A 22,524-nucleotide genomic window follows, 5' to 3' on the forward strand; every position below is an offset into this window, starting at 1 on the left:
ATGAATGAAGCCGTGCTGGTAATTGAAGATGAGCCCAAAATCGCACGCCTGCTTGAGCTTGAGTTGCAGTATGAGGGATATCAGGTAGGCAAGGCGGAGAGTGGCACGGAAGGGCTGGAAATGTACAATGATGGCCAGTGGGATCTGATTTTGTTGGATATTATGCTTCCAGGTTTGAGCGGAATTGAGGTATTACGGCGAATTCGTGCCAAGGATGCCATGGTACCCATCCTGATGCTGACAGCGAAGGATTCTGTCGAGGACAAGGTATCCGGACTCGACCTCGGTGCCAACGACTACATTACCAAGCCCTTCCGAATTGAAGAACTGCTTGCCAGGGTGCGAGCAGCGCTAAGGTTGAGTGCTGCCGCCGCGGCTTCTTTATCCGGGGTTTCACCGCATGCCACGCACGAATCATCAGGCCATGCGAATGAAGACGAAAAAGGCTGGCTAACGGCCGCTGGATTAAAATTGAATGAGGGTACTCGTGAGGTATCACGAGATGGTACACCGATTGAGCTTACTCCGCGTGAGTTTGATCTGCTGGTCTATCTGCTTCAAAATCAGCGTCAAGTATTAAGTCGTGACCAGATTGTACAGGCGGTTTGGGGTTACGATTATTATGGAGATACCAATGTGGTGGATGTGTATATCCGTTATGTGCGCAAAAAAGTAGATAACGGATTCAATCCACCCTTAATACATACGGTTCGGGGTGTGGGATACGTCCTGAAGGAGCAATCATGAGCCTGCGCAGCAAAATCTACGGATACTCCTCGGTATTGTTTGCCGTGCTGCTCATTGCTGTGAACCTCTCGGTATACATCGTGTTCGAACGTATCTCGCTGGATAACGAGATCAAACGGGTGGAAGCTGAGGCTGCTGCCATTGTAACGGGAGTACGCGATTCTGCCGAATCCATTCCACCGGACGACCTGCTGCGTGCCTATGCACCAGTGGAAGGAATGCTCCGTATTGTCAATGAGGACGGCACCAGCTCTGATCCGGTAACGACCGCAGCAGAACCTCAGTTGAACGTGACGCTGAGCAAGCTGCCATACAAGTATGAGAGTCAGAAGAAATCGGAATATAACCGGGTTGGACAGGTCGATTATGTATGGGTATCCGTGCCGGTGATCTGGCCTGACGGTGAAGTGGTGAATGTGCAAGTCACCGAAAGTATTGCAGATACCGAGAATGGCTTATCGGTGCTGCGTACAGTCCTTGTTGCCGTGACGATCATCGCGCTAATCCCTGCCATTATCTCCAGCTGGATTCTGGCCAACCGGATGACAAGGCCCATTCAGCAAATGACACGTACGATGAGTGATATCCAGTCAAGCGGTCAGTTCAAGCGGCTTCCGCTAGCAGCCCAGTCCAAGGATGAGCTGAGTACGATGGGTCAGACGTTCAACCGCATGATGGATTTGCTGGAATCCAACTTCGAGCGCCAGGAGCGTTTTGTATCAGATGCCTCACACGAGCTTAAAACACCGCTGACCATCATCGAAAGTTATGCCAGTCTGCTGCAGCGACGAGGCAAGGAGCGGCCGGAGGTGTTTGATGAAGCCGTAGAAGCAATATTGTCCGAATCGGTCCGCATGCGGGAGATGACGGAACAGCTGCTCCTGCTGGCGAAGCAGCCAGAGCAGTGGAATGTGCAGCTGGAACGGGTAGATATCACACGGCTTGCCCAGGAATCGACTCGTGCGTTTCGCGAAGCATACCACCGTGAGGTTTATTGTGATGATCCGGGCAGTATATGGGCGATCAGCGATGAGAGTAAGCTGAAGCAGATGCTGTTTATTTTGCTGGACAATGCCCGTAAATATAGTGAAGCTGCCATTGAGGTCAGACTAGAATCCATAGGGCAGGAATGCCGGATACGCATTGTGGATTCAGGGATCGGAATGCGGGAGGAAGAGCTGTCGAAAGTCTTTGATCGTTTCTACCGTGTTGATCCGGCTAGGACACGCAGCGGAGGAGCAAGTGGTTCCGGCTTGGGATTGTCTCTGGCGAAGGACATCGCGGGGGCTATAGGGGCACGTGTTGAACTGACCAGCACCGAGGGGATCGGAACCGAGGCTTCGATTATTTTGCCATTATCCGTTCATACCGCTCCATTCTCATGAAATTCTCATTCTTCTCTTATATACTGATGGCAAGAGTATTTCGGGAGTAGATGAACGTGTGAAAGGAGGAGCCCGATTGGAAAAATCACAGATGCCACCGGAAATGAAACGAGAACAGCAGAAGTCCAAAAGGAGTTCACGGCGTCCATTATGGTGGGGAGCAGGTCTTGTGGCTGTACTGCTTGTGATCATCGTTGGCTGGTGGAAACCATGGCAGTCAGGCCATGTTATGCTGAGTGCAGATGCAGCCGCGCAAGCAGTTTTGGAGCAATACCCCGGAGAAATTGTGAATTCCACATTGAAGGATGGCACATATATCATGCAGCTCCGTTCCGAAACGGGGCTGTACGATGTACAACTGGATGCTGAAACGGCTACAGTCAGTGCCATTAAACGACTGGAATCCAATCCGCAAGCGGAAGAAAAAACATTGCTCAGCCGGGAGCAAATCAAGACAGAGCTGCTCAAGCAAACAAATGAGCAGCTGGTCTCACTGGAGCTGGTGGAGCAGCAGGGGAGCCCGGTGTATCTGGCTGTTCTGAAAATGAAAGACAACAGCCGTGAGCAATGGACGGTTGATCCATATAACGGGGAGAAGCAATCTTCCAAAACGTTGGACACACCCGCCTCGGAACCGGCAAAAGAGGACGATCCGCCCCGGTTTCTAAGCGAAAAGGAAGCTGAGCAAAAGGCGCTTGCCAGGGTGCCTGGGGAAGTGGATGACACCGAACTTCGTGGAACGAATAGTGGAAATCCGTATTATCTGGTGGAGATTGATCTGGAGGATGGCCGAGAGGCCATCGTGCAGGTGAACGCGATCTCGGGCGCAATCCGGTCCGTGACCTGGGATGAGGACGAAGAAGATTAAACGGAAAAATAGAATAATGTGAATGTTCTACGCATTTTCTCATCAAATTCTAATCTGACTCTCGCTGATCTCTCATCCGCAGGGGTTATTCTATACCTGTAGACGAGAACGAGAAAAACAACGAGGAGATGAATAATGATGATGAACAAACACAAACTATGGATTGGCAGCCTTTCGGCAGCGGTGCTTCTTGGAGGATCAGCGGTAGCAGCAAGCGGCAGTGTAAACGGACAATCGGTGGAAACTACGTCAACATCGACTTCGCAGTCCGTCACGCAGAGCAGCACAGGCAAATTGCTGACTGGAGCACAAGCAAAAGCGGCAGCCCTGAAAGCAGCGGAAGGTAAAGTGGATGACATCGATCTGGAACGCAGAAACGGCCAAACCTACTACGAGGTCGAGATCGACAGAAAAGGAAGCAATGATGTCGTGGTTCGTCTGGATGCATACACAGGCAAGATCCTGGCGGTTGTGGATGATGAAGACGATGATGACGATGATTATAATTACAATGGCTCTGCCAAGGCCCCTTCTTCCAGCCAATCTGCTGCGAAACAGGTTAAACTGACAGAAGCACAAGCTTCTGCCATTGCCCTGAAACAAGTGACTGGTGGGAAAGTAACCGAAATTGAGCTTGACCATGATGACGGCCGGTATGTGTATGAGATCGAGATCAGAACCGCGGATGGCGAGGCTGACGTGGACGTGGATGCCAATACAGGTAAAGTGCTGTCCTTTGACCAGGATTTTGATGATGAGGATTAAGTAATAAAGCTGGATAAACACACGTTTGAACAAATATAAGTAGGCATGCTCCTATACCATAAGAGGGTACAATCTAGAATCAGAGCATGCACACGGTAGAGGCGCTTCCCATGAAGCGTCTTTTTGCTGTTTTTTCTGCTGTCTGGTACACAAATTACATATTCGGGCACCGCCTAAACTGTGGTAAACTAGTAGAATTATAGAAATAGATTGTGACAGGAGGCGGGATAACGAAGTGAGCGAAGAACAAGTACTGTCCATTGAAGGCTTGCGTATGCGATATAACGGACGCTATGTCCTGAACGGAATCGATCTTGAGGTGAATCGGGGAGAGATGATCGGGTATATCGGTCCGAATGGAGCCGGCAAAAGTACCACCGTCAAGATCCTGCTTGGGCTGGTTGAAGGATATGTAGGCAAGGTTCACATCTTTGGCAAGGATATTGCAGATGGCGATGTGGAATATAAACGCAGAATCGGTTATGTACCGGAAGTGGCAGAGCTGTATGAACAACTAACGCCTGCAGAATATCTGACATTCATTGGAGAATTATATGGCCTGTCCTACGACGATGCCGATTACAAGGCCAAGCAGCTGATGGATTGTTTTGGACTCGAAAAATCCTATCACTCCCGAATTGCAACCTTCTCGAAGGGGATGCGCCAAAAGGTATTGCTCGTCTCCGCATTGCTGCATGACCCGGATTTGTTGTTTCTGGATGAACCGCTCAGCGGACTGGATGCCAACAGTGTGATGGTGGTCAAGGAGATTTTGTCACAGCTGTCCGCTAAAGGTACAACCATCTTCTATTCCTCACACATCATGGACGTGGTCGAGAAGATCAGCAGCCGAATCATCCTGATCGCGGAAGGCAGGGTATTGGCTGATGGATCGTTTAAGCAGCTGCAGCAGCAGTCCATGGAAGGCACGCTCGAAGAAGTGTTCAACCAATTGACAGGTTTTAATGAGCATAAGGCGATTGCTGAACGCTTTGTGTCGATTGTGCAGGAGGTGTACTGATATGGCGGAATCCTCCGAATTCCGTACGCTGAAGATTCTGGACCGTTTCCGACATGTCATTGCCAGGACAGGGGCAGATTATGATGTGCTGCGGCTTATTTTGCGGGTAAAATTCCAAATGGATCAGCGCAGGGTACCGACTGTATTGTCTGCACGCAGCGGTAACAAGGAGCAAAAAGAAGGAAACCTGTATCTTCGCTCCCTGTGGTTGTACGGACTGATGGGTTTAATTCTGGTGCCTTTTATCGTCTGGGATACCGGTCACTATATGCTCCAGATGAGTCTGGTCACCGCAGTGCTGATGTTTATCATCATGACGTCCATGATTTCGGACTTTTCGTCCGTGCTGCTGGACATCCGTGATCGAAATATTATTATGACCAAACCGGTGAATGGACGCACCGTTGGTATGGCTCGTGCCATTCACGCCGGGATCTATTTGCTGCTGTTAACAGGTTCCCTGTCGGCTGCACCGCTAATTGCGGGATTGATTACACACGGCATCGTTTTTTTTCTGATTTTTATCGTAGAACTCATTCTGATCAATATGTTCATTCTGGTGACCACATCCCTGGTCTACCTGTTCATGATGAAATTTCTCGATGGAGAAAAGCTGAAAGACATGATCAATATGGTACAGATTCTGTTATCCGTTGGAATTGCTGTTGGATACCAACTGGTTGCACGCTCGTTCAGTATCATTAATTTTGACATGGTCTTCACACCTGCCTGGTGGCAGCTGCTGCTCCCTCCTATGTGGTATGCGGCTGTGTATGAATGGCTGTTCGGCGGTGGCGGAGATGCGTGGCTGTATACCTTCAGCGCTCTGGCTGTTGTAGTTCCCATTGTCTGTCTGGGCGTATATGTGAAGCTAATGCCGTCCTTTGAATTGTATTTGGAGAAAATGACCTATTCAGGCTCCACTTCAGGACGAAGAAAAGGGTTGTGGGATCGTACACTCGCCAAGGTGTTCTGTAGGTCGGGGGAGGAGCAGGCCTGCTTCCGGTTGTCAGCGAGTATGATGCGGAATGAACGGGAATTCAAGCTTAAGGTGTATCCATCCATTGGCTTATCCTTTGTTTTGCCTTATGTGTTCTGGTTCACCGAATTGCAGTCATCCTCGTGGGCGGAGCTGAAAGAAAGCTCATTTTTTTACACGCTGTATATCATGCTGATCCTGGTTGTATCGGTAGTCATTATGCTTAAGTATTCAGGCCAATACAAGGCGTTCTGGACGTTCCGGGCGGCGCCAATTGCAAATGAGAATGTACTATATAAAGGTGCCTTGAAGGCATTTTTATGCAATATGTTTTTGCCCGTGTTTCTGCTGAATGCCCTCGTGTTTGCCTGGACATTTGGGCTGCGGATTCTGCCTGATCTGGCTGTGATTCTGCTGGTGGCTACTGCCCTGATTCCGATAACAGGCAAACTTTTATTGCGTAAACCGCCGTTCTCCCTATCCTTTAGCATTGCCCAGCAAAGTGATGGCTGGTTCGTTTTTGCCGCCTTCCCGGTGCTTGCCTTATTATGGGGGATACATGTTTTCTTCCGTACGCTTCCTGGAGGCGTTTGGATCTTCGGGGGGCTTCTGATTGTGGCGAATGTTTTGCTCTGGACCATGTTATTTCGGGTCAAGCGGGTACAAGAAGTACAGGTCTGAAGGAAAGAAGAAATATAGAAGGAAAACAAACAACACACACAGCAAGCTAGAATAAGATAGAAGGCCAACCTTGTTTACCTCAAACAGGTTGGCTTTTTATAGGTGAACATTATTTATCGCTCGTGTTCTTCATACGGTTCGTTCTTCTTCACGCCGGGACAAAGGTGAAAAGTAGCTTCCAGCACTCGCAAAGGGGAAGTTAAATTCAACTTATGGCTGTGCGAGTCTGGCTTCAGCCATCTGGTCTGCGGCATCAGCAGTCGGGATGCTTGATGTGGCAGCTCTTTGGTAGACCTGGGTGAGTGTGTCTGCGATTCCCGCCACTCGCTGGCGGATCTGGTCTGGACCTGCACCCTCGAGCTCGTAAGCGGTGCTGATGATGCCGCCTGCGTTAAGCACATAGTCAGGCGCGTACAGGATGCCCCGCGCCTGCATGCGGCGAACAACCAGCTCCCGGTGGCTGAGCTGGTTGTTCGCCGCCCCGGCAACGACGGAGCAGCGCAGCTCCTCCACCGCTGCCGGGGTCAACACGCCCCCCAGAGCACAGGGGGCGAAAACCTTGCAGTCAGCGGCGTGAACATGGGCCGGATCGGCCGGGGTGGCGCCGCTGAACTGCACAAGGGCACGTTGTACACGTTCCGGTACAACGTCTGCCACAATGAGCCGTGCCCCGGCTGCATGCAGGTGACGGCACAGGGCATACCCAACCTTGCCCAGTCCCTGGACGGCAACGGGAATGCCCTGAAGAGAAGGGACACCCTGGTGACGCAGAGAGGTCACAATGCCCGTGTACACCCCATAAGCGGTCATCTCGGCTGTGAAGTCATTCTGAGCGCCCAGCGATCCGGTGGTATCTGTTACATATGTGGTCTCCATCCGGATCTGGTCCATGTCTGCCGCCGTAGTGCCCAGGTCAAGGCCTGTGACATAGCGTCCATTCAGCCGTTCCAGAAATCGTCCCAAAGCACGGAAGATGTCGGCGCGTTGAGAGATATTCGGGTTCATGACCTTACTGCCCGACGGATCAACTCCGGGTACTTGTTTCACTGTCTTCGGGTCTGCAGTGGAATCAGTAGCACGCTTACTGTCTTGGCTGTCTTGATTGCCGCTATCCAAGTTATTGGCCCGCACTGCCGCCGGCATCTCCCAGACCACGGCTTTTCCACCGCCATACGGCAGGTTGGAAACGGCATTTTTATAGGTCATGCCCTTGGCCAGCTTAATCGCGTCCCGAACGGCTTCTTCCTCCGACGCATACGCCCAACAGCGGCATCCTCCCAGCGCTGGCCCCAGTACGGTGCTGTGGATGGCAATGACAGCTTTCAGTCCGCTGTATGGATCATGACAAAATACGAGTTCTTCCAGGCCTTCACGCTCCATCTCCTGCCATAGCAGCATGGCCCTTCCCCCTTATGTCACCTTGTACCCATCTTGTTGTCTGAGCGTTTGCTCTCCGTTTGCTGACCCTTCATCATATTCATAAAAACCTGGTTTCGCCCCTGGGTCTTCGGCCGGGTTGATAATCGGTACAAACGGTTCTATAATGGCAGTTCCAGCTTGTCATTCGACAGGAATTGCCCAGAGATTTTTATTCGACCGTTTAAAATGACTGTATAAGGTCCAATGATGGAGATATAGAAAAACGTACAGGAAACGGACCGGAGCACGGAAAGTGGGTCCAACCGGTGTGCAGCCAGGAAAGAGGGATTGCTGTTGTTTAAAATATTGTTGTTCATCTTTTTGATCCAGATTGTGTATGTATCGGCTTATACGCTTCGAATGATTCTGACACTGAAAGGGCAGAAATACATCGCTGCGCTGATCAGTATGGGTGAGATCGTGATCTATGTACTGGGGTTGAATCTGGTCCTCCAGTACTTGAAGCAGCCTTCCGCATTGCTCGTTTATGCTGTAGGTTACGGGCTGGGTGTATTGCTCGGTGCCTGGATCGAAGAGAAAATTGCGCTTGGTTACGTTACCGTTAAAGTAATCTGTAATCAGATGGGTGGCAATGTAGCCAATGCACTAAGGGATAAAGGTTACGGTGTCACGGCATGGGTAGGCAGTGGGCGTGACGGAGATCGTTTGGTCATGGAGATTCTTGCGAAACGGAAAAATCAGAAATTGCTCTACCAGACCATTCTGGAACTGGATCCGAAAGCATTTGTTATCACCGTTGAGCCGAAGCAGTTCCATGGCGGGTTCTGGACACGCTCCATCAAAAAATAGGATAAGGCAGGCTTGCAATGTTGCAGGCCTGTTTTTTTTGTGGTCAGTGTATCGGTTTCATTACGAATTCTCCATGTCCCTGGAGTTCCTTTCAGGTTAATTGCGTACGATTTGAGGTTGCATACAGTACACTCCATGCACCTCCGACAACGGTTATCACGAATGTAAAATAGGGATTATTGTTGTAATCGCTTCCAAGATGTACATTGTGGACATGTCCTTCATGACATGCGCTGGCAGAGATGGACGGACATGCTCATTATAATTCAGGGAGGAATGGTTTCATGAAAAGCAAAATTCGTACATGGTGCAGTGCAGCGCTGGCGCTGACGTTGGGTTTTACCCTACTGTCTGGACCCGCAAGTGTACAGGCAGCGGGCAATGCAGATTACAATCTTACAGGTTTCTCCCAAGGGAACACGGGTGGAGGTACCATCAGCGAATCGGATACATCCAAGTATAAGAAGGTATACAATGCAACCGATCTGGCTGCGGCTCTGAAAAAGAACTCCGGGGTCAAAGTCGTCGAGATTATGAACGACCTCAACCTGGGATGGAATGAAATACCGAGCACAGCTCAGACATCTCCTTTTGCCAAGCATAATGATGCACTGACTCACCCTGTGTTGAAACAAACGGGCATCAGCAAGCTGACGATCGACAGCTTTAATGGCCTGACCATATTTTCGGCCAACGGGTCCAAGATCAAACATGCAGCCATCAGCATCAAACGCAGTTCCAACGTCATCATTCGTAACCTTGAATTCGATGAGTTATGGGAATGGGATGAAGCAACCAAAGGCGATTACGACAAGAACGACTGGGATTACATTACCCTGGAAGAGAACAGCAACGTATGGATAGATCACTGTACCTTTAATAAAGCTTATGACGGGCTTGTCGATTCCAAGAAAGGAACCAGTGGTGTGACCATTTCCTGGTCTCTCTTCAAAGGGGATGACGGCAGCGCGAACAGCTGGGTTACCCAGCAGATCAACGAGTTGGAAGCAAATAAGGCTTCCTATCCAATGTACAACTACCTGCGCAGCAGCGCTGTAGGCCTCAGCAAAGCGGACATTATCGCCATTTCGGGACCGCAGAAAAAAGGCCATCTGGTTGGCTCAACCAGCTTCGAGTCAGCTAACGCCAATCTGTCCATGACCCTGCACCATAATCTGTACAAGGATATCCAGGATCGCATGCCGCGTCTGCGCGGAGGGAATGCACACGCCTACAATATCGTGATGGATGCGTCAGGGGCACGTGCGGCCAAATCCAGAATCACCTCGGCGATGGCAACGGCGATTTCGTCCAAAGGATATCATTTTGATATCATCAGTAACGGAGCGATCTCCACCGAAAGCGGTGCAGTGCTGGTCGAAAAATCGGTGATCAAAGACATACTGTTCCCGGTTCGCAATAACCAGACAGATCCAGCCGATGCAACGTATACCGGTAAAATCCAGGTGACTGACACGATGTATTCTCTGGATGGAAGCTCATTCCGTGGAAACAGTAATACGTCCGGCAGTCCGCTCAGCCCGGTTCCAGCTGCGGTGAAAGCGTTCTCCTGGAATGGATTCTCTTCACTTCCTTACAGCTACACTACAGATGATCCAGCGACGCTGAATGCACGTCTCACCAGTTCAAGCGGAGCAGGTGCAGGCAAATTAACTTGGTCGAAAGACAACTGGCTGAAGACGAGTTACTAGGCTGCAGCAAGAATTGGGTACTGAACCGAGTGGCGAGTGTCTGTGATCAAAAGGGGTCTCTGGCCACTTCATCGCTTTTTCATAAGCAAAGAGTGCTCCTGCAGCCGTATTGGCCGGGAGCACTCTTTTTGTGGAATGAGAAGTCTTAGTTCCTTTTTAGTTAGATGCGGCATCCGAGAGAGCAGGCGCAGCACTTACCGAATCCCGATAAATGATGTTGCCCTTCACGTGTACACGGCCGAAGCTGCGATGCGGATTCTCAATCTTTTTGAGCATGGATTGAACGGCAGTGCGCGCCATCTGTTCAATATCCACTTCAACCGTAGTCAGCTTGGGATCGGAAAGAGTGGCATAGATATCGTTATCGAAACCAACGACCGAGCATTGAAGCGGTACCTGAATGCCCATTGAGGTGAGTTTCTGCACCAGTAGATGAGCAACCTGATCACAGTTGCAGACAAAAGCGGTCGGCAGCTGCTCCGGCAGATCAATCTCAATGAAGGTTCCCCGTTCATCACGGTCGTTGAGAACCAAATCCTGATTCATGGGCAGCCGGTGTTCGAGCAATGATTTGTAGTAACCGAGGAACCGGTCCTGAATGCTGCTCGTGGAATACAGATTCCCGACATAAGCGATGCTCCGGTGTCCCTGCTGTACGAGATAGTTCGTCAGCTCATAAGCGGCATAGAAGTTATCCGTAACGACGGAGTCGATCTCGGAATGCTCGTCATAAAAGTCGAGGAACATTTTGGGGACATCCATGGACTGTACCAATTCGATATATTCCTTGCTGATCTGTCCGAGCACGATGAAGCCGTCTACCTTGGAGTCGCTGTACAGCTTGGGCAGTGTTAATTCCTCTTCGTCCTCCACATTCAGAATGTGCAGAATACCGTAGTATCCCTGATCCTCCAGGTGCTTGGTGATGCGCTGGAATACACGTACATAGAACGATTGTGTAGGTCCGGTAAAACGTTCCGGAATAATAACGCCGATATTATGAGTCAAGCCTTCCTTCATCGAACGGGCTGCGGCGTTATACCGATAACCCATCTGAACGGCAAGCACTTTGATTTTTTCCTTCAGTTCGCCACTGACGCCATCTTTGTCATTTAATGCTTTCGAGACCGTCACACTGCTAACCCCGAGCCTGTCGGCGATATCCCGCATGGTGATATTGTTCTTCAGCTTTGGTCGCCTCCTTCAAGCCGGTTTAAGTACAATGTGTTGTCATTATGCTTAGCGTTTACTTAAACATAATAACCATCCATATCAGTATACATCGTTACCAACGTGGAATAAAGAAAATCCGGCTCAAATCATGCAGACGGGGTCCATTGGTCGGACAAATTCATGCGAATTGCTTCTGCAAGAGCAGTTCATTACGCTCGATCAGGTCACCGCGCTGGACAGCACAGTCCAGGGACCGATATGGATCTGCAGGTGTGTTGAAGGTATAGTCAACCAGTTTATCAAGGGTAGTTGTGGCTACATGACAGCGGGTATCGCTGGACGCGTAATAAATGAAGACCTCACCATTTTCATTGACCACCGCCCCATTGCAGAAAATAACATTGGACACATCGCCTACACGCTCATCGTCGTAAGGAGCAATAAAGTGTCCGCCAGGCTTGGCAATGATACGTGCCGGATCATTCAGATCTGTGGCGAACGTGTATAACACATAACGCAGACCAGCTGCGGTGTTCCTTACCCCGTGGGCAATGTGAATCCAGCCCCGTTCCGTCTTGAGGGGAGCGGGCCCCTGTCCATTTTTCACTTCATACACCGTATGATATTTTCGTTCGTCGATAATGGTCTCTTCATGAATAACCGGATTCAGGATATCATCACACAGACCAAAGGCAATTCCGCCGCCGCTGCCTGTCGAGATGAATCCGTCCTGTGGACGTGTATAGAACGCATACTTGCCATCGACAAATTCCGGGTGCAGTACCACATTTCGTTGTTGGGGTGAGTTGGTCGTGATGTTGGGCAGACGCTCCCAGCTGACCAGATCTCGTGTTCGGACAAGTCCTGCTTGCGCCACCGCGCTGGATGTATCAAACGCCGGGGCCTCGGGATCTTTACGCTCAGAGCAGTAGATGCCATAGATCCAGCCGTCTTCATGCTGAACAAGTCTCATATCATACTGGTTGGTTTCTTCTGCATCGATATCTTCCCATACTAATGGCTTGCCTGTGAAGCGGAATCCGTCGATGCCATTGTCACTCTCCGCCAGGGCAAAAATGGATTTGCGGTCCAAACCTTCCGTGCGGATGACCATTACGTATTTGCCATTGAAATAGATGGCTCCCGGATTCAACGTAGCGTTAATGCCCAGACGCTCCATAAAATGCGGATTCGTTGTTTCATCCAGATCAAATCTCCAGTGCAGCGGTACATGATGACGTGTAATCACCGGATAACGATACCGATCATATACGCCGTTGTAAAATGATGGATCGATCTCATTTTGGCGTGTAAGCAGCTGCTCCTGTTTCTCCAACAATTCATTGTACTTTGGGTGTATCATCGTTATCCCATCCTCTCAATTAGTTCAATGCAGAACCGGCTATTGTGATACGGGCATTTCCAAGGTCCGGCGATTTCACTTTGATCCGGTGTGCCGTCCCCGTCCACCGACCAGTACCATTCCCCGCCGGCGCGGTGATCGATAATATGTTCCTTTGTATATGTCCACAAGCGTTCCACTCTCTCCAGAAACAAAGGGTCACCTGTACGCTGATAGGCATTGTAGAAGCCGACCATCGCCTCTGCCTGAACCCACCATATCCGTTTCTCATCCACATGATCCCCTTCTTGTTCATTCATCAGGGAGCCATCTGGCTGTACGGCCACATTGGAAATGTTATAGGCAATATCCGTGACCATCGTGGCATACTGCGGGTGCTGCTCCAGTCCCAGTACTTTCAGCGTTTCATCGATCAGCCAGCTGGCTTCAATGTCGTGTCCGAATGAGCGCAGATCGATAATGGACTGCCACTGATTGTTGAAAAATACGCCGAGAAACTTGGTGTCCTTGTCATACACGCGTTCATGCAAAATGCCAAGCAGGCGCTCCAGCGCGGTCTTCACCTGCTGATCCGGCCACACGCGATAGAGCGTGGTGTAGGCTTCCAGCACATGAATATGCGTATTCATCGTATAATCCGCGATCACGCCATTTTCGCTCAGCATTTCATTGGGCTGTTCATTCCAGAAGCGATCAAACTGCTCCTTATATGCAGGTAATTCTGCATTCAGGCCTCGATCCTCAATTAGAGCAAAAAGCGTTTTCGCCAGTTCCAGCGCAGAAGCATCCCCGGTTGCACGATAGTACTCACTGAGTGAGTAAACCCCGAAGGACTGCGTGTACACATGTTTACTCGTATCCAGTGGTTCCCCTGTGGCCTCTACCATCCAGTACATGCCGCCGTATTCCTTGTCCATCACATGGTCTGCTAGAAAACGATAGGCGTGCTCGGCGTGCCCGCGCCAGACTTCATTTCCCGTAACCCGATAGGCCGCGGCAAAAGACCATAATTGACGTGCAGTGGCAATTCCGCCTTTGGGCGCGAGCGGATCTACCTGAAGATCGTTGCCGACCCACCCGTAGAATCCGCCGTGAACAGGATCTTTGAGGTTGGACCAGAAGGGGAGGATCTGTGTTTCCCAATGTTCCTTTATTTCGGTTTTGATATAAGTCATTTGAGTCATCGTGAGCGCTCCTTCAACATAACAAGAATCATCATGATTAAGTTATCGGTAACCTTAATGAACAATATTAGTGATCTGAAAAAGCGTTGTCAACGCATCTGGTCACAAAACTTTTTGTTAAGTTATAAATAAATCAATTGACAGGTAAGCGTTACCATAATAAAATTCATTTTGTAACTTAATCGATAACTTAAATTAACTTAAGAAAGGGGCCGAAACACATGAGAAAAAATAAAGGTTGGACGTTATTGCTTACCATACTGCTCATTACTTCACTGCTTGCCGCTTGTTCATCAGGAGGTGAATCCACACAGGCTGGAGAGGAGATTAGCACAGATCCGGCAGATATTAAGGGTGAGATTACCGTTCTGACGCAGCGGACGGATATTGTTGATACCGTATTCAAAGATTACGCAGCAGAGTTCAACAAGGAGTACCCTGATGTCAAAGTGAACTTCCAGGCACTCGCCGACTATGAGGGTCAAGTGAAAATCCGGATGAGTACCAAGGATTACGGTGATGTGCTGATGATCCCAACGAGTGTACCGATTGCGGACATTCCCGACTTTTTCGAGCCGCTGGGCACGTATGACGAGCTGAAAGACAAGTACACGGGGATTGAAGAACGGATGGTGGACGGTCAGGTATATGGTATCCCTACGGTCATCACCTTCTCCGGCATCATCTATAACAAACAGGTATTCAAAGACGCTGGTATTGCGGATGTACCAAAAACGCCGGAACAATTTCAGGCGGCTCTGCAGTTAGTCAAAGATAATACCGATGCCATACCGCTCTACACCAACTACGCTTCCGGCTGGGCATTGACGCAATGGGAATCGGATCTGCCAACCGTTGCAGGCAGTGTGGATTACGTCAACATTGACCAACCGAACACGGATGAGAACTTTGTGCCAGGCAAACCACATTATGAGCTGTACAAGGTGCTGTATGATGCAGCGAAAAACGGCCTGATCGAGAAGGATCCAACAACAACCGACTGGGAAAGCTCGAAGGCCGATCTGGCTAACGGCAAAATTGCAACGATGGCGCTCGGATCATGGGCCATCACCCAAATTCAAGGTCTGACAGATACGCCGGATAATATTGGCTTCTTGCCATTCCCTACAAATGCAAGTGATGTCGTCGTTCCACTCGCTGCAGACTACAACATCGGGATGAATGTAAACAGCGAGAACAAACCGGCAGCTAAAGCCTGGATTGACTGGTTCCTGGCGAAGTCGAACTATGCGGTAGAACAAGGCGGAGGCATGAGTGCAGACAAAAGTGCTGAACTGCCGCCGATTCTGGATCAGTTCCAAGATGTGGAGTTCTCCACGCTTACACCTGCGAAGGAAGGGCAGGAAGGGCTGGTCGACAAAATTGATAACGAGGGTGAAATCGGCCTCTGGCAGCCTGACTTCAAGAAACGCATTATCGAAGCCGCTATTGGAAACCGCAGCGAATCGTATGATGACATCATGAAAGATCTGAATGACAAATGGGTGAAAGCACGGGCAGAACTCGCGAAATAACAAGAAGTGCGAGCTGATTGTGCCAGGATGAAAGCTGCCGGGAAAAATGGCTGAACTAACCTTTGCAGCAGGCATTTTGTATCGCATGAATGGTGCAAAATGCCTTCTTCCGGCTGTCTTTAATTCTGAATGTTTATTGGGCGGGAGTCTTTCGATATAAAGCGGTTGAACCGCTTGGAGGTGTGGAGAGCATGAAATACTTAAAAATTTCGAATTGGGGTTACTCAGCGCAGCGCATATTTATCATCTGTGCCTTCTCGATCATTCCGTTGGCACTGCTGTTCACGTTTGCTTACTTGCCAGTCATTAACATGTTCAAATACAGTTTTACCGATTGGAATGGTTACAGCAAAAGGTTCGACTATGTCGGATTCGAAAACTACACGCGGATTTTCAGTGATCCTGAATATTTCAAAGTGTTTATAGTCAGTTTGTATTATTTTGTGGCTACCTTCGTGCAAATGGGCCTGGCCCTATACTTTGCAACGATTCTGAGTTTCAAAATCCGAGGCAAAAACTTCTTCAAAGGCATACTGTTTTTCCCTTATTTATTAAACGGGGTAGCGATCGGATTTATCTTCCTGTTCTTCTTTAAACCGGACGGCACACTGGATACACTGATGCAAGCGATCGGGCTTGGACAGTACACCCAGCTCTGGCTCGGTAATCCCGATATTATCAACGTCTCTCTGGCAGGCGCATCGGTATGGAGATACATGGGCTTCAATTTCATCATCTTCCTTGGTGCGATCTCTTCCATTCAAAAGGATGTCTATGAAGCTTCGGATATCGATGGTGCGAATCGCTGGCAGCAATTCCGCCACATTATCCTGCCAAGCATTACACGCATCCTGCAGCTCAATCTGATTTTGGCGATCAGCGGCGCAATCAGTGCGTTCGATATTCCATATATTATGACGGATGGTTCCAACGGCAGTGAGACGTTTGTCATTCAGACCGTTCACTTGGCCTTCAAGTATGGCAAACTGGGCTTGGCATCAGCCATGGCTGTCGTCCTGCTGTTTATCGTTATTCTGGTTACGCTGGTTCAGCGTGTCACCATGAAAGGGGAGGAATGAACGTGCGACCATTCAAATACACCCTCGCGAGCATATTTAAATATGCTTCACTCATTCTCGCAGCGTTCATTGCGCTTGTGCCTATCGTTGTTGTTCTGTTTGCGTCACTCAAAACCAATGCCGAATACGCGACAAGCAGTCCGCTTGCTCCGCCTGAAAACTGGTTCAATTTTGCGAACTACACGAAGGCTTTTGTGGACGGGAACATGCTAGTCGGTTTTAAAAATACAATTATTATCCTGATCATCTCCATCGTGGGTGCCACATTAACAGGTTCCATGATTGCGTATGTACTGGATCGATTCAAATTCAAAGGCAAAAAAATCATGGTTGCGGCGTTCCTGCTTGCTACCCTGATTCCGAGTGTGACGACACAGGTCGCCACGTTCCAGATCATTAACGCACTCGATCTGTTCAACACCCGTTGGGCCGCGATCGTCATGTACCTGGGTACGGATATTATTGCGGTGTACATTTTCCTACAGTTTCTGGGTTCCATCTCCAATGCGCTGGATGAATCAGCGATGTTGGACGGGGCTTCGTACTTCACCATTTATTGGAGAATCATTCTGCCACTCCTGAAACCGGCGATTGTAACAGTCATTATCGTGAAGGGGGTCAACATCTACAACGACTTCTACACGCCGTTCCTCTACATGCCGAAGACGGATCTACAGGTCATATCCACGGCCTTGTTCAAATTCAAGGGGCCATTCGGATCCCAGTGGGAAGTCATCAGTGCCGGCATCATGATCGCCATCATTCCAACGATGATCATCTTCCTGCTGCTACAAAAGTACATCTACAACGGCTTCGCGCAAGGCTCCGTGAAATAGAAAAACGAAGGGAGAAATGAATCGATGACAGTTGTTGAAACGAAGAACGTGCACATTGTTGGGGATACGTTACCGAATATGCCTTGGGAGGATAAACCGGAGGGTACGGAAGGGCCGGTATGGAGACATTCAGCGAATCCGGTTGTACCGCGTAACCCGGTCAAGGGGGTTGCCCGTATTTTCAACAGTGCAGTCGTTCCTTATGAAGGGAAGTTTATCGGCGTATTCCGCGCCGAAACGATTAATGGCCGCCCGCACCTGCATATGGGTTCCAGTGAAGACGGATTATCATGGACGATTGAGGAGGAGCGCATTGCTTTTGTGGATGAGAATGGCGACCCCTTCATGCCAAACTATGCGTATGACCCGCGTCTGGTCAAAGTGGAGGACACCTATTACATCATCTGGTGTACCGATTTCTATGGCGCAGCACTGGGTCTGGCGAAGACCGACGATTTCAAAACGTTTGTCCGTCTCGAAAATCCGATGCTGCCGTTTAACCGCAATGGCGTGTTGTTCCCGCGCAAAATCAAGGACAACTACGTCATGCTGTCCAGACCAAGCGACAGCGGACATACGCCGTTCGGGGATATTTTCCTGAGCGAAAGCCCCGATCTTGTGTATTGGGGCAAACACCGTCATGTCATGAGCAAAGGCGGCGAGGGCTGGTGGCAATCGGTCAAAATTGGCGGCGGTCCTGCTCCGATTGAAACGTCCGAAGGCTGGCTGATGTTCTACCACGGCGTAACCGGTACCTGCAACGGATTTGTGTACAGCATGGGTGCGGTCATTTTGGATCTGGAGGAGCCGTCCAAAGTAAAATATCGTTCCTCCAATTTCGTGCTGACACCAGAGAAATGGTATGAGGAGCAAGGGTTCGTCGATAATGTCATCTTCCCATGTGCAACGCTGCATGATGCGGAGACAGGGCGGATCGCGATCTATTATGGTGCTGCCGATACGTATGTTGGCGTTGCCTACACGACCGTTGAAGAAATTGTGAACTACGTCATTGAGACCGACGAAGTGATCGCCGGAGATCGCGAGGAAGGCAAGCTTTAATTGAACATGAAAGGGGCTCTAAAGCACAATGCAAATGGATTACATCAAAGGATTTACATTTGGCTGGATGAGTGGCAGGGGGGACTTCCGTAAGCCGGAAGCAAGAGAATCCCTGCGCCTGATGGCCGAACGCACAGGCAGTTCACATGTCATTTTTGCATTGGCGGCCCATCAGGATCATCCGCAGGCGACAGAGGTCAAGTACCGGGGTGAGCATATGGTGGAGGATGATGAGCTGGTGGACATGATGCGTTATGCCCGCACGCTAGGGCTGCGTGTCATTCTGAAACCAACGGTCAACTGCACCGATGGCACATGGCGTGCACATATTAACTTTTTTGATATCGATGTACCGTGTGAGCCGAAATGGCAAGACTGGTTCCGCAGCTATACCGCGTATCAGAAGCACTATGCAGCGATTGCAGAGCAAGAGAAGTGCGAAATGTTCATCGCTGGCTGTGAGATGGTGCAGTCTGAGCGCCGGGATCAGGAGTGGCGCGGGGTGATCGCGGGAGTGCGCGAAGTCTATTCCGGCCTTGTATCCTACAACACCGACAAGTATCAGGAAGGTCATGTGAAATGGTGGGATGCCGTGGATGTGATCTCGTCGAGCGGATATTATCCTATCGGGGATTGGGGAGCGCAGCTGGATCGCATTGAACAGGAGATTGCGCCTTATGGCAAACCTTTTTTCTTTGCAGAAGCGGGTTGTCCGAGCCGCAGTGGATCGGCGCAGGTGCCGAATGACTGGGGATTAGAAGGTGAAGTGAATGCAGAGGAACAGGAGCGGTTCTATGAAGCCATGTTCCGTCATGCCAGCCAGCGGGAGTGGGTTCGGGGCTTTGGCCTGTGGGACTGGAGCGCGCATCTGTATCAGGAGCAGGATGCACTGACGGATGACGGGTACGGCGTTTATGGTAAACCAGCAGAGAAAGTTATTCGTCGTTTTTATGAAGGTATTGCGGTCGAAGTTTAACTTTTTATCGGTGTGGAGCAATTCACAAAACGCGAGATATAAATGAATACGCAGAGTGAGCAAACACGAAGAAAAAGACGTACATGCAGATGATCTCAGGATTATCTCCATGTACGTCTTTTTTTGATTGCTTTTTTAAATTTTATGAATTCATTCAATGCTCATTTTGTGAGCCGGTTAATCCGAGAAGCACTCTGTTCCAAGCTTGCAGGCTTGTGAGCAGCAACGTATGATGGATAGAAAATATAAATGTGCAGGCACGGAAGGACGAATGGATGATGGTGGGCATGAACGAATATGCGCATGACTGGGTTACGGCTGAAGGGACATTGAACGAACAGTTTATAACCAGCCGGCAGCAGCTCTACAAGGGGATGAATGGCAAATATGTGGAGCGATTCACGGTCCATACCGGGAAAAGTTATATTTTCAAACCCCTCACGAACCTCGGGCAGCACGGGCGTGAACGGTGGATATCCCGGCATGTACTGTCCGTATTGCCATCCATCTATCCGCAGCTAATCGCCTCTTCTAACGAAGAAATCGCTCCAGAACAGAGCTGGTTGATTTACGAGGATCTGGGGCCTCTGGTGCACCAGTCGCAGGAAACTGAGATGCTGTCTGCTGCGGTGCATATGGCGCAATGGCATACGCTCTGGGCACCCCGTTGGGACGAGCTGCCACGTGTGGGTCAGAAGCCGCCCATTGGGAACATGCTTGAAGATCTCTTGGGCGCCAAGGAATCAACGGGTGACTTGCTGTCCAAGCTTGGAATGACGCTGTCTGCATCCTGCTGGGATGAGATCACAACACTGATTCAAACGGCAGAGACAGAACTTCCGCTCGTTCTGTGTCACGGGGACCTGCATCCCGGCAATATGGCAGATGTGAATGGCAGACTTGTCATTATCGATTGGGAACATGCCCATCTCAATACGCCGCTCTGGGATTTGTACCATTTAATCGATCTGTCTCATCCACTGTTCCCAAGACATGTTACATCACAGCTGCGGGATCGAGTGGTTCAGGTATATCTGGACGGATTGGAGGGCTTCGCTAGAAAGGTGAAGAGGGTTTCTTTCAAAAGATGGTATGAAGCGTATGCCATTGTATTCTCGCTCTGGATGCTGCGTTTGATCGATTCTGATCTGAAGAATCCGGACTGTGTATGGCCAGAGGAGCAATTGCGCAATCAGTGGAATGAGACGGCTGCAACGCTGGAACAGTGCATGAAACAGTTATTCACGGAATAGAAATGAGGGGGCAGAACATGCGTAAGGTAGGACTCGTTATGCGTAAAATTCAATTCACCGAAGCACAGGGGCCGCGCGTATTCGCCGATCGCCTGAAGCAGATTGGTCTGGAGCTGGGGGTGGATATTGTGTTCATTTCGCCGGAGCGCCATGTAAGCGGGTACGACTGGCTGCCGGGTTATGAACATGAGAAGGGCGACCTGGTGAATTATGATATCGTACTCGACCAGATCTACAGCCAGCATATAGAGCATGTCATCTACACCGTATCCGGTTTTACGTTTCTCAAAATGTTCTTGCCGAAGAGTGTATTGTTTCCTCATAGCTTCCCTGACCCGGCACTGACGGGGTATGAGATGATGAAGCCATTCTATACGATGGTGGATAAAGCCATTGTACAGACAGAGTTTCTAAAAACAGAGCTGGCCCGCAATTTCGGTGTACATGACGTGAATGTCATTCCGATCGGGTTCAATGAAGAGCTGGCACACCGCCACTATGATCCAAGTCAGGTGGTGCATAACCGTGTGCTCTGGATCGGTCGGGATGAAGCGAATCGCCGCCCGGATCTGGTTCTGGAATATGCACGGCAGAACCCGGACAAGGAAGTCTACATGGTATTTGGCGGACGGCGTTACGAGGAGAGCATGAAGAAATACAGCATTCCGGACAATGTAAAACTTCAGTTTGCGTTGACCCAAGATGAGGTATTTATGCTAATGAACTCGGCCAAGGTATACTGGAGCTGTTCAGCATTTGACACGTTCGCGATGCCTCTGACAGAAGCGATGGCGATGGGCAAAATGGTCGTGAAGCCGGAGCATCCGTGCTATGGTCATATTCGATCCACACATGCCTTTGCAGGCAATGAGGATAACTGGTTTGAGCTGGTGAACATGGCTGCGGCGGCACCGCGAAGTGTATCGGAAGATAACCGGGAGTATGCGTTCGGTGCGTTCTCGCGTACGATCATGAAGGAGGGGTACCGGAAGTTTTTTGCAGATTGGTTGAAGTGACAAGGCTGTTATGAAGGAATTTGACCATGTAGCAGATCGGAGGAGAACCTGATGGATGTACTCATTCTGTGGACGCTCGGCATGTGGGTAGTTCAGTTATTGATCGTTTGGCTTATTTACCGGATGCAGGGACGGCGAATGACCTGGGGACAATATATACTGCCATGTGCAGCCTTGCTTGGGGGAGCCATTGTGGTCATGATTAGCATCGATATTGGCGGCTGGAATGGCATCGGGTATGCCTTGCTCGGCGTTTCTCTGGGTACAGCGGGAATGCTGACACTGATTACGGTTGTGATCGCGGAGTTGGTACTGCGTCGACGGGGAAGGAATTAACCGGGACGATTAATTCGCGATAAGGATGAATCGGGCAAATGGGATGGTTGCAGGAATGCATTCGTCTGTGATATATTGACAATAATTATGACAAGGGAGGTGAAGACAGGTGAATCACGAGATGCTTAACAACCGTATTAGCCAGCTGCCGATTGCTATGGCTGGCATTGTTCACACTTTTTTCTACAACGGGAGAAGTCTGTCCAATTTTGAATATACGGAAGTTAACCATTGCGAGAAGATGCCTGCCTTGACCTCATTCGGACGATAAGCAATTTTGCTTGAATTCTGAAGAGCCGCGGAGCTAACCTCTGCGGCTCTTTT

The 22,524-nt window shown here is 49.8% G+C and carries 21 protein-coding genes and 1 pseudogene; 17 read left to right on the forward strand and 5 right to left on the reverse strand.

What is annotated here, in order from left to right; all coding sequences use genetic code 11:
* The 6 genes from AAIH57_RS21010 (at position 1) to AAIH57_RS21035 (ending at position 6,446) form a co-directional block, all read left to right on the forward strand.
* The gene (locus tag AAIH57_RS21010) at positions 1–747 is read left to right on the forward strand and encodes a response regulator transcription factor (protein WP_430022875.1); all 747 of its coding nucleotides are present in this window, start codon (positions 1–3) and stop codon (positions 745–747) included.
* Positions 744–2,132, forward strand: a complete 1,389-nt coding sequence (locus AAIH57_RS21015; RefSeq protein WP_430022876.1) for an ATP-binding protein — start codon at positions 744–746, stop codon at positions 2,130–2,132. The genes AAIH57_RS21010 and AAIH57_RS21015 overlap by 4 nt, the downstream gene beginning before the upstream one ends.
* Positions 2,133–2,208: 76 nt before the next feature.
* The gene (locus AAIH57_RS21020; protein ID WP_175396880.1) at positions 2,209–3,000 is read left to right on the forward strand and encodes a PepSY domain-containing protein; all 792 of its coding nucleotides are present in this window, start codon (positions 2,209–2,211) and stop codon (positions 2,998–3,000) included.
* 135 nt (positions 3,001–3,135) lie between these two features.
* Positions 3,136–3,765 (forward strand): PepSY domain-containing protein, encoded by a 630-nt coding sequence (locus AAIH57_RS21025; RefSeq protein WP_430022877.1) that lies wholly within the window; start codon positions 3,136–3,138, stop codon positions 3,763–3,765.
* A 235-nt stretch (positions 3,766–4,000) separates the two neighbouring features.
* Positions 4,001–4,786 (forward strand): ABC transporter ATP-binding protein, encoded by a 786-nt coding sequence (locus AAIH57_RS21030; RefSeq protein WP_175396878.1) that lies wholly within the window; start codon positions 4,001–4,003, stop codon positions 4,784–4,786.
* Between the two features lies 1 nt (position 4,787).
* Positions 4,788–6,446: a hypothetical protein gene (locus tag AAIH57_RS21035; protein WP_430022878.1), complete on the forward strand. Its 1,659-nt coding sequence runs from the start codon at positions 4,788–4,790 to the stop codon at positions 6,444–6,446.
* 210 nt (positions 6,447–6,656) lie between these two features.
* Here the strand turns inward: AAIH57_RS21035 and AAIH57_RS21040 are convergent, their stop codons facing one another.
* Together AAIH57_RS21040 and AAIH57_RS21045 are read right to left on the reverse strand one after the other, a co-directional pair.
* Entirely contained in the window at positions 6,657–7,409 is a 753-nt protein-coding gene (locus AAIH57_RS21040; RefSeq protein ID WP_430023110.1) for a Glu/Leu/Phe/Val dehydrogenase family protein, read from the reverse strand.
* Positions 7,410–7,574: 165 nt separating this feature from the next.
* Positions 7,575–7,844, reverse strand: a pseudogene (locus AAIH57_RS21045) (Glu/Leu/Phe/Val dehydrogenase dimerization domain-containing protein); the annotation flags it as partial.
* A gap of 315 nt (positions 7,845–8,159) precedes the next feature.
* On the opposite strand from AAIH57_RS21045, the gene AAIH57_RS21050 reads away from it, so the two are divergent.
* Together AAIH57_RS21050 and AAIH57_RS21055 are read left to right on the forward strand one after the other, a co-directional pair.
* Positions 8,160–8,675, forward strand: a complete 516-nt coding sequence (locus AAIH57_RS21050) for a DUF2179 domain-containing protein (RefSeq protein WP_175396876.1) — start codon at positions 8,160–8,162, stop codon at positions 8,673–8,675.
* A 284-nt stretch (positions 8,676–8,959) separates the two neighbouring features.
* Complete coding sequence (locus AAIH57_RS21055; protein WP_430022879.1) at positions 8,960–10,387, forward strand: hypothetical protein; 1,428 nt, start codon at positions 8,960–8,962, stop codon at positions 10,385–10,387.
* A gap of 156 nt (positions 10,388–10,543) precedes the next feature.
* Here the strand turns inward: AAIH57_RS21055 and AAIH57_RS21060 are convergent, their stop codons facing one another.
* The 3 genes from AAIH57_RS21060 to AAIH57_RS21070 all read right to left on the reverse strand — a co-directional run bounded on the left by AAIH57_RS21060 (position 10,544) and on the right by AAIH57_RS21070 (position 14,098).
* Positions 10,544–11,557, reverse strand: coding sequence for a substrate-binding domain-containing protein (locus tag AAIH57_RS21060; RefSeq protein WP_175396874.1), 1,014 nt, complete (start codon positions 11,555–11,557; stop codon positions 10,544–10,546).
* A 181-nt stretch (positions 11,558–11,738) separates the two neighbouring features.
* Positions 11,739–12,923 (reverse strand): glycoside hydrolase family 130 protein, encoded by a 1,185-nt coding sequence (locus tag AAIH57_RS21065; protein WP_413036386.1) that lies wholly within the window; start codon positions 12,921–12,923, stop codon positions 11,739–11,741.
* A 2-nt stretch (positions 12,924–12,925) separates the two neighbouring features.
* Complete coding sequence (locus AAIH57_RS21070) at positions 12,926–14,098, reverse strand: AGE family epimerase/isomerase (protein WP_430023111.1); 1,173 nt, start codon at positions 14,096–14,098, stop codon at positions 12,926–12,928.
* A 230-nt stretch (positions 14,099–14,328) separates the two neighbouring features.
* Between AAIH57_RS21070 and AAIH57_RS21075 the strand changes: the two genes are divergently transcribed.
* The 9 genes from AAIH57_RS21075 to AAIH57_RS21115 all read left to right on the forward strand — a co-directional run bounded on the left by AAIH57_RS21075 (position 14,329) and on the right by AAIH57_RS21115 (position 22,471).
* Entirely contained in the window at positions 14,329–15,642 is a 1,314-nt protein-coding gene (locus tag AAIH57_RS21075; RefSeq protein ID WP_430022880.1) for an ABC transporter substrate-binding protein, read from the forward strand.
* Positions 15,643–15,833: 191 nt separating this feature from the next.
* Positions 15,834–16,721 carry a carbohydrate ABC transporter permease gene (locus AAIH57_RS21080; protein ID WP_175396871.1) on the forward strand — a complete coding sequence of 296 codons (888 nt, stop codon included), beginning with the start codon at positions 15,834–15,836 and terminating at the stop codon, positions 16,719–16,721.
* Complete coding sequence (locus AAIH57_RS21085; RefSeq protein ID WP_175396870.1) at positions 16,718–17,557, forward strand: carbohydrate ABC transporter permease; 840 nt, start codon at positions 16,718–16,720, stop codon at positions 17,555–17,557. Before AAIH57_RS21080 ends, AAIH57_RS21085 begins: the two co-directional genes overlap by 4 nt.
* Positions 17,558–17,581: 24 nt before the next feature.
* Positions 17,582–18,619, forward strand: a complete 1,038-nt coding sequence (locus AAIH57_RS21090; protein WP_430022881.1) for a glycoside hydrolase family 130 protein — start codon at positions 17,582–17,584, stop codon at positions 18,617–18,619.
* 34 nt (positions 18,620–18,653) lie between these two features.
* Positions 18,654–19,595 carry a glycoside hydrolase family 113 gene (locus tag AAIH57_RS21095; protein WP_430023112.1) on the forward strand — a complete coding sequence of 314 codons (942 nt, stop codon included), beginning with the start codon at positions 18,654–18,656 and terminating at the stop codon, positions 19,593–19,595.
* 275 nt (positions 19,596–19,870) lie between these two features.
* Positions 19,871–20,848: a phosphotransferase gene (locus AAIH57_RS21100; protein WP_430022882.1), complete on the forward strand. Its 978-nt coding sequence runs from the start codon at positions 19,871–19,873 to the stop codon at positions 20,846–20,848.
* Positions 20,849–20,865: 17 nt separating this feature from the next.
* A complete protein-coding gene (locus AAIH57_RS21105; RefSeq protein WP_430022883.1) occupies positions 20,866–21,864 on the forward strand; it encodes a glycosyltransferase in 999 nt (332 codons plus the stop codon).
* Between the two features lie 51 nt (positions 21,865–21,915).
* Entirely contained in the window at positions 21,916–22,200 is a 285-nt protein-coding gene (locus AAIH57_RS21110; RefSeq protein ID WP_175396866.1) for a hypothetical protein, read from the forward strand.
* Positions 22,201–22,309: 109 nt separating this feature from the next.
* The gene (locus AAIH57_RS21115; RefSeq protein WP_175396865.1) at positions 22,310–22,471 is read left to right on the forward strand and encodes a hypothetical protein; all 162 of its coding nucleotides are present in this window, start codon (positions 22,310–22,312) and stop codon (positions 22,469–22,471) included.
* Positions 22,472–22,524: the final 53 nt, after the last annotated feature.

The organism is Paenibacillus sp. MABNR03, from assembly GCF_050455445.1.
GTDB classification, from domain to species: Bacteria; Bacillota; Bacilli; order Paenibacillales; family Paenibacillaceae; genus Paenibacillus; species Paenibacillus xylanilyticus.